Source organism: Trichormus sp. NMC-1 (assembly GCF_001858025.1).
GTDB lineage: Bacteria > Cyanobacteriota > Cyanobacteriia > Cyanobacteriales > Nostocaceae > Anabaena.
On sequence record NZ_LZQD01000002.1, the window covers coordinates 77,101 to 91,563 of the forward strand.

At 38.2% G+C, this 14,463-nt stretch carries 14 protein-coding genes and 1 pseudogene; 10 read left to right on the plus strand and 5 right to left on the minus strand.

What is annotated here, in order from left to right:
- Positions 1 to 203 precede the first annotated feature (203 nt).
- Complete coding sequence (locus A9Y75_RS07220; RefSeq protein ID WP_071188901.1) at positions 204 to 1,922, plus strand: serine/threonine-protein kinase; 1,719 nt, start codon at positions 204 to 206, stop codon at positions 1,920 to 1,922.
- On the opposite strand, the gene A9Y75_RS28325 is transcribed toward A9Y75_RS07220, so the two are convergent.
- The gene (locus A9Y75_RS28325) at positions 1,857 to 2,009 is read right to left on the minus strand and encodes a hypothetical protein (RefSeq protein ID WP_177176130.1); all 153 of its coding nucleotides are present in this window, start codon (positions 2,007 to 2,009) and stop codon (positions 1,857 to 1,859) included. The genes A9Y75_RS07220 and A9Y75_RS28325 overlap by 66 nt on opposite strands.
- A 27-nt stretch (positions 2,010 to 2,036) precedes the next feature.
- Between A9Y75_RS28325 and A9Y75_RS07225 the strand changes: the two genes are divergently transcribed.
- Positions 2,037 to 4,142 (plus strand): serine/threonine-protein kinase, encoded by a 2,106-nt coding sequence (locus A9Y75_RS07225; protein WP_071188902.1) that lies wholly within the window; start codon positions 2,037 to 2,039, stop codon positions 4,140 to 4,142.
- A gap of 63 nt (positions 4,143 to 4,205) precedes the next feature.
- Here A9Y75_RS07225 and A9Y75_RS07230 read toward each other — a convergent pair whose 3' ends face one another.
- The 4 genes from A9Y75_RS07230 to A9Y75_RS07240 form a co-directional block, all read right to left on the minus strand.
- A complete protein-coding gene (locus A9Y75_RS07230) occupies positions 4,206 to 4,643 on the minus strand; it encodes a DUF29 family protein (RefSeq protein ID WP_071188903.1) in 438 nt (145 codons plus the stop codon).
- Entirely contained in the window at positions 4,573 to 4,818 is a 246-nt protein-coding gene (locus A9Y75_RS28330; protein ID WP_177176131.1) for a hypothetical protein, read from the minus strand. The genes A9Y75_RS07230 and A9Y75_RS28330 overlap by 71 nt, the downstream gene beginning before the upstream one ends.
- Positions 4,818 to 5,402 carry a Uma2 family endonuclease gene (locus tag A9Y75_RS07235; RefSeq protein WP_071188904.1) on the minus strand — a complete coding sequence of 195 codons (585 nt, stop codon included), beginning with the start codon at positions 5,400 to 5,402 and terminating at the stop codon, positions 4,818 to 4,820. The genes A9Y75_RS28330 and A9Y75_RS07235 overlap by 1 nt, the downstream gene beginning before the upstream one ends.
- A gap of 73 nt (positions 5,403 to 5,475) precedes the next feature.
- A complete protein-coding gene (locus A9Y75_RS07240; RefSeq protein WP_071188905.1) occupies positions 5,476 to 6,678 on the minus strand; it encodes a phosphoglycerate kinase in 1,203 nt (400 codons plus the stop codon).
- A gap of 88 nt (positions 6,679 to 6,766) precedes the next feature.
- Between A9Y75_RS07240 and A9Y75_RS07245 the strand changes: the two genes are divergently transcribed.
- From A9Y75_RS07245 to hypF, 8 genes and pseudogenes are all read left to right on the plus strand, one after another.
- Positions 6,767 to 7,174, plus strand: coding sequence for a universal stress protein (locus A9Y75_RS07245; protein WP_071188906.1), 408 nt, complete (start codon positions 6,767 to 6,769; stop codon positions 7,172 to 7,174).
- Between the two features lie 477 nt (positions 7,175 to 7,651).
- On the plus strand, positions 7,652 to 8,632 hold the full coding sequence (locus tag A9Y75_RS07250; protein WP_071188907.1) for a hypothetical protein: 981 nt from the start codon (positions 7,652 to 7,654) through the stop codon (positions 8,630 to 8,632).
- A gap of 20 nt (positions 8,633 to 8,652) precedes the next feature.
- The gene (locus A9Y75_RS07255; RefSeq protein WP_071188908.1) at positions 8,653 to 8,916 is read left to right on the plus strand and encodes a hypothetical protein; all 264 of its coding nucleotides are present in this window, start codon (positions 8,653 to 8,655) and stop codon (positions 8,914 to 8,916) included.
- An 8-nt stretch (positions 8,917 to 8,924) separates the two neighbouring features.
- Positions 8,925 to 9,149: a hypothetical protein gene (locus tag A9Y75_RS07260; RefSeq protein ID WP_016949618.1), complete on the plus strand. Its 225-nt coding sequence runs from the start codon at positions 8,925 to 8,927 to the stop codon at positions 9,147 to 9,149.
- A 94-nt stretch (positions 9,150 to 9,243) separates the two neighbouring features.
- Positions 9,244 to 10,056, plus strand: a complete 813-nt coding sequence (locus A9Y75_RS07265; RefSeq protein WP_071188909.1) for a NifU family protein — start codon at positions 9,244 to 9,246, stop codon at positions 10,054 to 10,056.
- Between the two features lie 50 nt (positions 10,057 to 10,106).
- Positions 10,107 to 10,178: pseudogene (locus tag A9Y75_RS27380) on the plus strand (universal stress protein); the annotation flags it as partial.
- A 688-nt stretch (positions 10,179 to 10,866) separates the two neighbouring features.
- Entirely contained in the window at positions 10,867 to 12,033 is a 1,167-nt protein-coding gene (locus A9Y75_RS07270) for a hypothetical protein (RefSeq protein ID WP_071188910.1), read from the plus strand.
- A gap of 39 nt (positions 12,034 to 12,072) precedes the next feature.
- The gene (gene hypF, locus A9Y75_RS07275) at positions 12,073 to 14,415 is read left to right on the plus strand and encodes a carbamoyltransferase HypF (RefSeq protein WP_071188911.1); all 2,343 of its coding nucleotides are present in this window, start codon (positions 12,073 to 12,075) and stop codon (positions 14,413 to 14,415) included.
- Positions 14,416 to 14,463 lie beyond the last annotated feature (48 nt).

Genomic DNA, 14,463 nt, shown 5'->3' on the forward strand with positions numbered 1-14,463 from the left:
ATCTGCGTAAAGTGCTTTTTAGTCGTTGTAGCCATTAATAATATCTGGAAATATTGACTTTCTGGAAAAGAGGAACTGGTAAAAACGTGAAGAGTCTTTACAGTTTCAACCTACTCTATGTCATATTGTTTCCAGGTGATACAATCTAGAATTCAAAATCTCACATCCAAAATCTCAAATTGGTTAATTCATCCTTCCGTACCATGCTGGTATATTGCAGTAAACAACACGCAAATAAGGGCAGTCACAGTTTTTGCACTCACTGCGGGGAAGCATTACCGCTGACTGTGGGACAGGTGATAGATAATCGCTATGAAATTGCGCGTATACTGGGGCAAGGTGGCTTTGGACGCAGTTATTTAGCTATTGATAGGCAAAAATCCCGCCAAAAGTGCGTATTAAAGGAATTTGCACCTCAAGTTATCAAACCACAGGATTTACAAAAAGCCAAAGAACTGTTTGAACGAGAAGCAAGCGTACTCAAAAAAATTCAACATCCTCAAATTCCGCGTTTTCACTCTTCGTTTCCAGCGAAAATTGGCACTAAGGATTTTTTCTTTTTAGTCCAAGATTATATTGAAGGTGATAATTATTACCAATTATTTCAACAACGTCAAAGTCAGGGCAAATCTTTTAGTGAGGAGGAAGTTGTTAACCTCCTGCATCATATTCTCCCTGTGTTGACTTACATTCACTCTCTAGATATTGTTCACCGCGATATCTCACCAGATAATTTAATTTTACGCCAAAGTGATAATTTACCCGTGTTGATTGATTTTGGTGGTGTGAAACAATTACCAGCTTCTCAGGGTTTTTGGCGAACTCAGTTGGGTGGAGATGGGACTTTATTAGGTAAAAAGGGTTACGCACCTGAAGAACAGTTAATTCAGGGGAAAGTATTTAAAAGTAGTGATTTATATTCTTTAGCTGTAACGGCTTTGGTTTTACTTACGGGTAAGGAACCACAGTCACTTTACGATAGTTATAACGGAGTTTGGTATTGGGGAAAGGAAATTAAGGTTAGTCCCAAATTAGAAACTGTCTTCAAAAAGATGTTGGCATATAAACCGAGCGATCGCTATCAAAAAGCTGAACAAGTTCTCAAAGATTTACCCGCACCATCTTCTGTCCATACAGCAAATACCATAATTAATTCTGTCAAAAGCCAGAATACTTATATGACTAAGCTAAAAACAATGGTAGCTGCCCCAGGTATAAAAAACGCAAAGGCAATTAGTAGTAAATTCCATAGCAAGACTCAATTTGTTGTTCAACAAATACCTATGCCGGCTTGGTTGCGTCCTTTCGCTGTCAGCTTTTTGGGAACTAGCGCCATTGTTTTAACTGGTGCTGGTGTTTGGGCGGCTGGAAATTATGTTTTTCGCTCAGTAACATCAATTACAGTTCCAGAACTTTCTCTACCGCAAATTCCCTTAGGAGGAAACCCAGCTAGTCAACCTGTGAGTGACAAACCAAAAACCCGCGACATTCAAAAAATTTTCAGTCGTCGTCAACAGCTAGAAATTCCTTCAGGATTTTTTACAAAGATGGTAGATGAGATATTTTATACCCAAAAACCAGAATTAAAAGGACGCAGTATCTCTACTAAGCCAGAAGATGCAGCTTTACGTGATGAATGGTATGGTATTGCTGATGATTTATTAGATAAAATAGAACGTGCTAATCTCAGTGTTTCAGCCCGCAGAAAACTGGGAAGCTATACTAGACAAGATTACGAAACTTGGGGAGAACTAGCACGGTCAGGTAAATTGGGTAAATATAAATCTATTGAACAACTGAGAACAGACACTTATCAGAAATTTGACCCGTTGTTTCCTGGTCAAGAGCGTGGGAAACTAAATCAGCAGACCTTTCTGCAAATATGGTATGCGATCGCATCTGATAAAGTAGGGAACAGGTGACAGGTGACAGGTGACAGGTGACAGGTGACAGGTGACAGGTGACAGGTGACAGGGTAATAACTTATTTTCCCAATGACTAATGACCAATGACTAATGACTAATGACCAATGACTAATGACTAATATGTATTGTTCTCAAGGACATCAAAATCCGTCTGGTAGTAAGTTTTGTCTCCAATGTGGGGAGAAAATATTAGAGAAGAGTATAGGTTCTGGTATTCAAGCGGGACTAACTTTAAGCGATCGCTATGTTATTGTACGTCTACTCGGACAAGGTGGGTTTGGACGTACTTATTTAGCTGAAGATATCAACCGCTTCCGAGAACCTTGTGTTTTAAAGGAATTCTCCCCCCAAGTTCAAACTCCCTACGTTGTCCAAAAAGCCGAAGAACTGTTTCAGAGAGAAGCAAGTGTTCTTTATAAATTGCAACATCCCCAAATTCCTAAATTTAGAGAACTATTACACATCAATTTGCAAGGGAAAGAATACTTATTTTTGGTACAAGATCATGTAGATGGGGAAACTTATAATTCTTTATTAAATAGCCGCAAATTGCAGGGTTTAAGATTTACAGAAATAGAAGTTCGTCAGCTATTACAGCAAATTTTACCAGTTTTGGAATATATTCACTCAGTTGGTGTAATTCACCGAGATATTTCTCCTGATAACTTAATGCTTCGGAATGCTGATCAATTACCAGTATTAATTGATTTTGGTGGTGTCAAACAAGTTGCAGCAACCGTCGCTTCTCAATATTACCAAAGCGGGGCAATGACATCTCCTTCCGGTGGAACGCTGCTAGGTAAAATAGGATTTGCACCCCCAGAACAAATGCAAACCGGTCTGGTATCTCCCCACAGTGACTTATATGCTTTAGCTGTAACGGTGTTAGTTTTACTGACAGGAAAACAACCCCAAGAGTTAATTGATACTTATAATTTTAGTTGGCAATGGCGACGGGAAGTAAGCCTCAGTCCCATGTTAGGACAGATAATAGATAAAATGTTATCGTCAAACGTGAGCGATCGCTATCAATCAGCCCGTCAAGTTCTCCAAGCCCTTAACCCGCAACCGCTTAATTATCCCGCTACACAACCACCTACCCCCACACAAACCCCCATATCTGCAACTGTCGCAGTTTCTCCCCCCAAAATCCCAGCACCCCAACCTGTAATTACTCCCACTCCTCAAACCCAAAGTATTTGGACAGCAACCAACGTCTTTATTGTTACCTTAGCCTTATTTGCCAGCGCAGGTATACTTTGGTGGGGATTCAATAGCCGTACAAGGGATCTAGGAGAAAGTAACGCCACAATTACATCTAGTCCTACCCCGACTGAAACGGAGTCACCCGAACCCGAAGTCAATTATTCACCAGAGGAAAAACGACGTAAAGAAAGATTGAGCGCTCGCCGTCAACAATTAAGTATAGATTATAACTTTTATATTAGTTTAGTTAATCAAGTATTTAGGGAAAAGAACCCCAGCTTAAAAGGGCGCACTCTAAGCGATAGTCCAGAAGATGAAAGTTTGCGAGCAGAATGGGATAAAACCGCCTCAGAAGTCCTAGAAAAGCTCTCAGGACTCAGTTCTAATGCTCGTCGTCAACTGGGAACTTACACCTCAGCAGAACGCGATCGTTGGAAAGTAGAAGTTAATAAAATCAACGTTGGTAGTCGTTCTTTATATGATTTGGGTGATGCTGCATTTTTACGTGAATTTCCTGAACAGCGCGGTAAAGATTTTATCAAGCAACCCATTGGGCAAGTTTGGTACGGATTTGTAAATGATCAACTTAACGCTATTCTTGCCAACAGCGCATTTCAAAGAATAGTATTTCCTGAAGGTGGTACAAGTCAAACAGTCAGCGGAACTCTCCAACCAGGGAGAGGTAAAGTTTTCATTGCTGGACTAGCTAAAGATCAAATTATGGAAGTTACGCTAGAAGCAAATTCAAAAGTTTTACTATCAATTTATTCTCCCTCTGGGAAAATCGTATTTTTAGAAGATTCCCAACAGCGAACTGTATCCAAGACATTACCTGAAAAAGGATTTTATGAATTTGTCGTTGTTTCCACAGCCTCAGAACCAGTAGAGTATCAACTGACTGTCAGAGCAGAAAATCCCCCAGAACCAGAACCAACAGAAACACCAACGGAAACACCCACAGAAGAACCTACACCAACACCAACACCAACACAGTCACCAAATAATAATTGAAAAATTTAAGGTGAATAAAGTCAGGAATCAATACTGTTCGGTTAAGAGTTTTTGTAGGTTGGGTTAAGCGACAGCGCAACCCAACAAAATAAAATTTAAAGCCTGTTGGATAATTAATTCTTGATCTACCATATTTCTTAAGGTTAATCCATCATAAATTCCACCAAAAGCTTCTAATGCCGCATTATCTAAAGCTCGATTATAAGCTTCTAATAAAATTTCCTCTATTTCTTTTTTGTTCATGTAATATCCTCCAGCTTTGCGGCGTTTGTTGATCCGATTAATTGCGTCAGTAGCATTGCGAATAGAAACATCCCAAGAAGGAGTTGTCCTTTTTTCTGCCTGTTGTTTAATTAAATGGATTAAAAGCACTACACAATAACTATAAATTTTATTAATTTTATCTTCTTTGCTCATTTCTTCCAATTCATCAATTAAAGATAGAGCCGCTTCTAGGTTGCCAGAAACCACTAATTCTCTGAGTTCTAGTAATTCTTCCATAATTTGCTCTTTCCTTGAAGTTTGCTATTTCTAGCATAGCTCTGATAATACTATCAACTACAGATATATCACCACCGATAATGGTTGTTGTGCAAGTTTTGCCGATTTCTGCTAGAGTATGAGCAATTCCTACGGAACGCTTCTTTTTCAGTAAACTGAAATACGCAATAGCCATTACTCTTTTTCCTCAAAATTAACATCTTGATAAATGTCAACTAAACTAATTTCAAAATCAAGATATTGTAACTTAACAATATCATCTTCAGATTTATATTCTCGAAAAATCCATTCTCCCTCATTAGTTTTGCTATAGTGCATTACCTGATATTGATTTTGTTCCACTAAAACATATTCTTTAAATTGCGGAATAGAACGATAAAAAGTAAATTTATCACCTTGATCATAATTTTTTGTAGACTTAGATAATACCTCAACAATTAATAAAGGATTAGTAACGGTAGTATTATTTTTACCTGTATAACTAGCCTGACCATCAGTTACAATTACATCAGGATAAGTATATTCTTTAAATTGTGGAATCCATAAACGCATATCTCCCATAAAAACTTCATGGTTTTTGCGTCTCATGGCATATAGTAAAATCGCCGCAATAGCTAGTGTAATTTTATTATGATTACCAGTTCCCCCAGTCATAGGTATAATTTCTCCATCCCGATATTCGCTTTTATAAAGTGCTTTTTCTTCTAATTCTAAATATTCTTCAGGAGTGTAAATATGTTTGCGAGTTTGTACTTGCATATTGTTTTCCTTAATTTGGTTAATTGCAGAGAATGAAGGACAAAGCCAAAAACTTCATCCTTCATACTTTTAATTATGCTTCATCTAAAGCTGCAATACCAGGTAATACCTTACCTTCCAACAACTCCAAACTAGCACCACCACCGGTAGAAATGTGGCTCATTTGATCAGCCAAACCTACCTTTTCCACAGCGGCTACAGAGTCACCACCACCGATAATGGTAGTTGTGCCGGTTTTGCCGATTTCTGCTAGAGTATGAGCGATCGCTTCCGTACCAGCCGCAAACTTATCAAACTCAAACACGCCCATAGGCCCGTTCCAAATCACAGTCTTACAATCAGCCAAAGCCGCTTGGAAAACCTTCACAGAATCAGGTCCAATATCTAAACCCATACCATCGGCAGGGATATTTTCAATGCTGACAGTAGTAGCATTAGCATCAGGCGCAAACTTATCTGCGGAGACGATATCTGTAGGTAGCAACAAAGCCACACCACGTTCTTTAGCCTTAGCTTCCAAAGTCTTCGCTAATTCCAGCTTATCTTCTTCCACCAAAGACTTACCAACACTCAAACCACGGGCTTTGTAGAAGGTGAAAATCATCCCACCACCAATGATCAGTTTGTCGCACTTTTCCAACAAAGTTTCAATCACGCCGATTTTACTAGAAACCTTGGAACCGCCAATAATTGCTGCCAAAGGACGTTGGGGATTTTCGATCGCATTTTGCAGATATTCCAATTCCTTCTCCACCAAATATCCAGCCACAGAAGGACTGAGGAACTTGGTTACACCTTCAGTCGAAGCATGGGCGCGGTGTGCAGTACCAAACGCATCATTTACATAAAAATCAGCATTTGCAGCCAATTTCTTCGCAAATTCAGGATCGTTTTTCTCTTCTTCTGGGTAAAAGCGGACATTTTCTAGTAACAGCACTTGGCCATTTTGCAAAGCCGCAACCTTCGCCGCCACATCATCACCGATACAATCATCAGTTTTGACAACTTCTTGTCCCAACAACTCAGAGAGGCGTTTAGCAACAGGAGTCAGACGCAATTTTTCAGTTACACCCTTGGGGCGACCAAAATGGCTTGTTAAAATCACCTTAGCGCCTTTTTCGGTCAAATCCTTGATGGTTGGCAGCGCAGCGCGAATGCGAGTATCGTCGGTAATCTTGCCTTGATCATCTACAGGAACGTTAAAATCAACCCGCACTAAGGCGCGTTTACCAGAAATATCAGCCGCAGATAAACTTGCTAAACTTTTTTTGGACACAACTAAACCCTCCTGATTGCCTTTTTGTTATTGTTTTGAAAGTATAACTATGAAGATTTTACCGGAGTACGGGGTGTCCCAGTGATTTATGTTTAAGACAGTTCTGTTTCCAATTGATCAAAGTCGGGCTGCGCGGGAAGCTGCGGATGTAGTTGCCAACGTAGTACAGAAGTACAGTAGTCGCTTAGTACTCCTGTCAGTCGTGGAAGAACCAACCTCAGATACCCCTAATCCTGATCCTATGGTGTCTCCAGAGGCGGTTGCTAAACTGCTAGAAAATGCCCAAGCCTTATTTTCTCAGCAAGGAATTACAGCCGAAGTGTTGGAAAGACAAGGTAAACCAGCCTTTACTATTTGTGATGTTGCTGATGAAATCGAGGCCAATTTAATTATTATGGGCTGTCGGGGGTTAGGCTTAACGGATGAAGGCGCAACTGATAGCGTCACCAGTCGCGTCATTAACCTTTCCCCTTGTCCAGTTTTGATTGTTCCTTAGTGATATATTTGGGCAGGCATCTCGCCTGTCCTATCATCGTAAATTCAAGGGTTTGAGACCTCTAAATCTACACTTAGTCTCAGTTGAGTCGGGTAAGTGTCCCCTACTCCAACTGTCTTCAATTTTTAATTTTTAATTTTTGATTTTTAATTTTGAAGAATTCCTCACAAACTTTTAATTGCTATTGATATTGGTAATTTCCCGCTAGGATTTTCTCAACAAACTGTTTTATAGTGAGAAGAATTGACTTAGGCAATCAAAGGAGTGGTCATAAGATTGCGGGCAAAAATACCTGTTAATTGAAATTTTGGCTTCTCGTGTTTTATCTCTCTGTCAGGAGAGATAGAAAAGTTTGAGATTGGGGAATCTGTTGAAAAGACTCGAAACTTGCGTAAATCGGCTTAGTTTATAGCCCCACATTTTTTGTGTGTGGGTGTTGACAAACTTAATTCCCCAACCGGCTAGAGTACGCCAATTATGACCCCTAGTATTACAGATTCAGCAGTCAAGGCAGCGATCGCAGCTATTGCTTCGGAGTCAGCAACAGCAGCAGAAAAAATCCAAATGCTGATAGAAATGGCGCAAGGCTTTCAGAAAAAGCCAAAAACTGCCCAAGACCTGCGAAATGCAGTAGGGTTGTTTTATCGTGCCTATGAAATGTGCGGTGAGAACTATCCTTTACTAAAAGCACGGGCTAAGGTGGGAATAGCAGGTACTCTCCAGATCATTCCTGATGCAGATTCTCAATTGTTGCTACAAGCAAAAGAAGGTTATGAAGAAGCCTTACCAATATTACAACAATTGGCGACACCAGAGGAAGTAGCAGAAGCACAGATGAATTTGGGGTTAGTTTTGCAATCCCTAGTTCCCGACAATTTAGCGCGGATAACTGACAGCATTCAAGCTTATCATCAGGCTTTGCGGGTGTTTAGCTGGGAAGATTACCCACAGGAATACGCGATTTTATCTAACAATATAGCGATCGCATATCTTTCTATGCCAATGGCATCAGAACGGGAATATTTACGTCAAGGGTTAGCAGTCCAGTCTTTTGAAGTAGCACTCAAACATATTAACCTCATTGACCATCCTAGGGAATATGCGATGTTGCAAAACAACTTAGGTAACGCTTTGCAATATTTAATCAGTTCCCATCCTGTAGAGAATAACCTACGGGCTATTTCTGCCTACAACGAAGCCTTAAAAGTGCGGAATCCTCAAGATACACCGTTAGAATATGCTAACACAATTTCTAACAAAGCCAACGCCCTATTTAACTTACCAGACAACCCAGAAAAACCCGAATTAGGTAATCAGCAAAATCTACTAACAGCCAAATCCTACTATCAAGAAGCTTGGCAAATATTTACCGAAAATCAACAACTAGAACAAGCGGAAGTAGTAGCCAAAGCACTACAAGATGTAGCAGCAGAAATGCAAGCATTTGTCTTGCATTAAACCCTCAATAGGAGAATTCCATGTTTGATTTTGTCAATAACCCAGCATTTAAAGAATTTCTGTATAGTTTGAATACAGAATTAAACCTCACTACAGCATTTACTTGGTTAATCATTGCTGTAATTTTATCAATGATTGGTGGTGCAATTAGCGGCATGATAATTGCAGGTAAAGACTTAGGCTATAAATTCGCTGCAACTATTGGTAGTTTATTCGCACCAGCGGGAATAATTCCTGCCCTGATTCTCGGCTTATTAATGATGAATTTCTTATCTAACTACTAGGAGGATATATGTTAGAACTAAGCTGGTTTTCTTTTAAGTTACTTCTCAAAGGTAAACTATTACGAGATCCTATCTATTTTCTCCGTCAAACCACTATTGCTAGTGGTGTTGGTACACTAATAATAGTATTATTAGCACAGGCAGCTATCCCTCTTTGTATTCCCATTACTGTAGCGAGTTTAGTAACTGGTGTCATGATGCCTTTTCTGCTACAAGACTTTAGAATGAAATGACTTTGCATAAATACCAAATTAAAAGTTATCAATCCCTACAGATTTATCTGTGGGGTTGAGTTTTAATATTTATAATTAATTAAGCAGATCAATAATGACTCAACTAGAGGAATTGATTACAGATATTAACCGATTTGAAGCGATTATTTCAGAATGGGATGAAAGTCAAAGGTGTGTAGCCGTAGGTTTACAACGGGCTATTGAATCTCTACATAAAGCCGCATTAACTAATTTAATTAAAAGTCTTAAACAAGAAAATGTATCAGCTTTGCATCAAGCTGTAAATGATGAAATTGTTTATGCAGTTTTGTTATATCATAACTTAGTTAAACCTCCATTATCAGAACGTATCCAAACAGCATTAGCCGAAGTTCGTCCCAGTTTACAAAATCATCAGGGAGATGTAGAATTAGTCGCCATTAAATTACCAGATATAGTTGAAGTTAAATTAATTGGTAGTTGTAGTAATTGTGCCACTTCTACCTTAACTTTAACCCAAGGAATAGAACAGACTATTAAAAAACATTGTCCAGAAATTACAAGAGTAGTTGCGGTTAAGGGTAATTCTCATCCTCCTGCTAATTCTCTCCCTACAGATTCCTATTGGGTGAAAGCAACAACATTAGATAACATAATTGAAAATCGCATCTTAGCAGTTAGAGTTGCCAATAATGATGTAATTATGTACAGACAAGGTGATAATATTAGTTGTTATCGAAATAGTTGTTCTCATTTGGGTTTTCCGTTAGATAAAGGAACTGTAGAAACAGGAATTATTACCTGTTCTGCACATAATTTTCAATATAATTTAAACACAGGTGAATGTTTAACAGTACCGGATATTTCCTTACAATCATATCCAGTAAAAGTTAAGGGTGATAACGTTTATGTGCAAGTGCAAAAATAAACAATATTAGAGGATGTTTGAAAAGTTGCAAATTATACTCTAAACCCCATGAAGGCGCAACTGATAGCGTCACCAGTCGCGTCATTAACCTTTCCCCTTGTCCAGTTTTGATTGTTCCTTAGTGATATATTTGGGCAGGCATCTCGCCTGTCCTATCATCGTAAATTCAAGGGTTTGAGACCTCTAAATCTACACTTAGTCTCAGTTGAGTCGGGTAAGTGTCCCCTACTCCAACTGTCTTCAATTTTTAATTTTTAATTTTTGATTTTTAATTTTGAAGAATTCCTCACAAACTTTTAATTGCTATTGATATTGGTAATTTCCCGCTAGGATTTTCTCAACAAACTGTTTTATAGTGAGAAGAATTGACTTAGGCAATCAAAGGAGTGGTCATAAGATTGCGGGCAAAAATACCTGTTAATTGAAATTTTGGCTTCTCGTGTTTTATCTCTCTGTCAGGAGAGATAGAAAAGTTTGAGATTGGGGAATCTGTTGAAAAGACTCGAAACTTGCGTAAATCGGCTTAGTTTATAGCCCCACATTTTTTGTGTGTGGGTGTTGACAAACTTAATTCCCCAACCGGCTAGAGTACGCCAATTATGACCCCTAGTATTACAGATTCAGCAGTCAAGGCAGCGATCGCAGCTATTGCTTCGGAGTCAGCAACAGCAGCAGAAAAAATCCAAATGCTGATAGAAATGGCGCAAGGCTTTCAGAAAAAGCCAAAAACTGCCCAAGACCTGCGAAATGCAGTAGGGTTGAACTCCCAAAAACTATATCTTCTCTCTGTGCCTCTGCGTGAGATAAATAATGACCTTAATACCCAAAATACCAAACCCAACACCCCTTTCCCCTCATGGTGCAGAAGTAATATTAGGAAACACCACCACACCCGAACAAATAGCCATACCTATTGCACCTACCCCTTCAACAATGTTCGGTCCCCGTGCAGCTTGTTTATTATCAGAAACAGGAATATTATGGGTAGCAGATACAGGACATCATCGTTTATTAGGTTGGCGAAATTTACCCACAAAAGATCATCAACCAGCTGATTGGGTAATAGGACAACCAGACTTTTATTCTGAAGGACAAAACGCTAAAGGTACACCAGGAAAATCTACATTTAGTGTTCCTACAGGTATTTGTAAATGTGGTACAGGTTTAGCCGTTGCCGATGCTTGGAATCATCGCATTTTAATCTGGTATAATGTTCCAGAAGATAGTAATGTTCCCGCAGATTTAGTATTAGGACAAATTAACTTTATTGATAATGAATCAAATCGAGGAAATCGAGAACCTGCGGCAAATACCCTACATTGGCCTTACGGTATTTTCTATCATCAAGGTAAGTTATTTGTAGCCGATACCGGAAATCGTCGTTTATTGATTTGGAATCAATTTCCCACCGAAAATGGACAACCTGCGGATATAGTTTTGGGACAACCAAACATGATATCTCGTAATGAAAACGGGGGTGGTTCTCCTACGGCTTCCAGTATGCGTTGGTGTCATGATATCACCCTTTGGGAAGATAATTTAGTTGTTACTGATGCAGGTAATAACCGGGTAATGATTTGGAAAGGAATACCAACAGAAAATAATGCCCCTTGTGAGGTGGTTTTAGGGCAAAAAAACTTTAATTTGGTGGAATTAAATCAAGGAGTTTATTTTCCTAGTGCCAGTAGTTTAAGTATGCCTTATGGAGTAGATATTTGGCAAGATTGGTTAATAGTTGCAGATACAGCTAATTCTCGTTTGCTAGGATGGAAGAAACCAGAATCTATATTATTATTACAGGATGCGAATGCTGATGGTGTAGTGGGACAAGATAATTTTACCAAGAAAAGCGAAAATCGTAATTTTGGACTACCAACAAGACAAAGTTTAAATTGGTGTTATGGAATTAAAGTTTGTGGAGAAACTGCGGTAATTGCTGATTCTGGAAATAATCGCGTTTTGATTTGGAAGTTTTGATTATCTCACGCAAAGACGCAAAGGCGCAAAGGAAGAAAGATGCCTATTGAAGAAGTTAGGGTTTGTGGGACTGTGCAAGGTGTAGGTTTTCGTCCTATTGTGTATCGTTTGGCGAAGGTTTGTGGGTTAAAGGGTGATGTTTGTAATGATGGTGAAGGTGTTTTAATTCGTGTTTCTGGCAATGAGGAAGAAATTACAGTATTTATAAATAAATTATATCTAGAATGTCCACCTTTGGCAAAAATTAATGAGGTGAAGAGGAGTCCATATTTTGGGGAATTCGATTTTGATGGCTTTGTGATTTCTCCAAGTGTTAATAGTGTGGTGAAAACCGAAATTTCTGCTGACGCTGCAACTTGTCCCCAATGTCAAAAGGATATTTTTGATCCTTTTAGTCGTTATTTTCGTTATCCTTTTACTAATTGTACTCATTGTGGTCCCCGGTTGAGTATTATTCGCGCTATTCCTTACGATAGAAATAACACCAGCATGGTGAATTTTCCGATGTGTAAGGAATGTGAAAAGGAATATAAAAATGTAGAAAATCGCCGTTTTCACGCCCAACCTGTTGCTTGTCATGTATGTGGGCCTCGTGCATGGTTAGAACGCGCTGACGGTAAACCAGTCATTTCTGATATGTTCTCAATGTTAGATGATGTAGATGCTGTTTGTACTTTATTACAAAAAGGTGAAATTGTTGCTATTAAGGGTTTGGGTGGGTTTCATTTAGCTTGTGACGCAACTTTAGAAAATGCAGTTTTAAAACTGAGAAACCGCAAACAACGTTATCATAAACCTTTGGCTTTAATGGCAAGAGATATTGATATTATTTCTGAATATTGCTATATTAATGATTTAGAAAAACAATTATTAACAAGTCCTGCTGCACCCATTGTTTTATTAAAAGTAAAAACAGATAAACAATTACCATCTTCTATAGCACCAGGACAAAATACTCTGGGTTTCATGCTTCCTTATACCCCCTTGCATCATTTAATTCTCAGACGCATGAACCACCCGATAGTCTTAACTAGCGGTAATATTTCTGATGAACCACAATGTATAGATAATGAAGATGCAAAAAATAAATTATCAAAAATAGCTGATTATTTTCTTTTACATAACCGTGATATTGTGAACCGACTAGATGATTCAGTTGTCAGAGTTATCGATAATCAAATACAAACCCTCAGACGTGCTAGGGGATATGCACCAGCACCAATTCCTTTACCACCTGGATTTGAAAAAATACCGCCAATTTTAGCAATGGGTAGCGAGTTAAAAAATACCTTTTGCTTATTAAGAGAAGGTAAGGCAATTTTATCACAACATTTAGGAGATTTAGAAAACGCAACAGCATTTAACGCTTATCAAGAAACCTTGAATTTATATCTAAACTTATTTGCCCATAAACCCGAAATCATTGCTATTGATAAACATCCAGAATATCTATCATCTAAACTGGGTAAAGAACTAGCAACAGCTAATCAAATTCCACTTTATCAAATTCAACATCATCATGCCCATATAGCAGCTTGCATGGCAGAAAATCAAATTTCCTTAAACACAAAACCAGTTTTAGGAATAGCATTTGATGGATTAGGTTATGGTGAAGATGGTCAACTATGGGGCGGAGAATTTATATTAGCAGATTATCATGATTTTCAAAGATTAGCGACATTTAAACCTATATCTATGATAGGAGGAGAACAAGCAATTTATCAACCTTGGAGAAATACATACTCTCAATTAATAAACGCCTTTACATGGGAAGAAATCAAAAAAAAATATAGTGAATTAGAAATAATCAAACTTTTAGAAAATAAAAATCCCAAATTACTCAACCAAATCATAGAAAAAGGTATTAATTCACCCTTAACATCATCAGTAGGGAGATTATTTGATGCAGTAGCTGCCGCAATAGGTATTTGTCCAGAGAAATGCAGTTATGAAGGACAAGCAGCCATAGAAATGGAAGCCCTAGCTGACGTTAACATATTAAACAATGATGAAGAAACTCTAAACTATACCTTTAAATTTGAAAAATCAGATAATATCTATTATATAGATACATCTTCCACATGGCGACAAATACTCAATGATATAAACCAGCACACCTCCTCATCAGAAATAGCTGCAAAATTTCATAAAAGTTTAGCTATTGCAGTGGTAACAATGGTTAAACAAATTAGACAAGAACATGAATTTCACCAAGTAGCATTAACAGGGGGAGTATTTCAAAATCGAATTTTATTAAAACAGGTAAAAATGGGATTAGAAAAATCAGAAATTAAAGTATTAACTCATAGTATAGTACCTGCAAACGATGGAGGATTATCACTAGGACAAGCTGTTATAGCTGCTGCTAAATACTTAAAATAAATAACATAAAAACCTCTGTTGTCTCTGCGTGAGATAAATCTTCAAAAA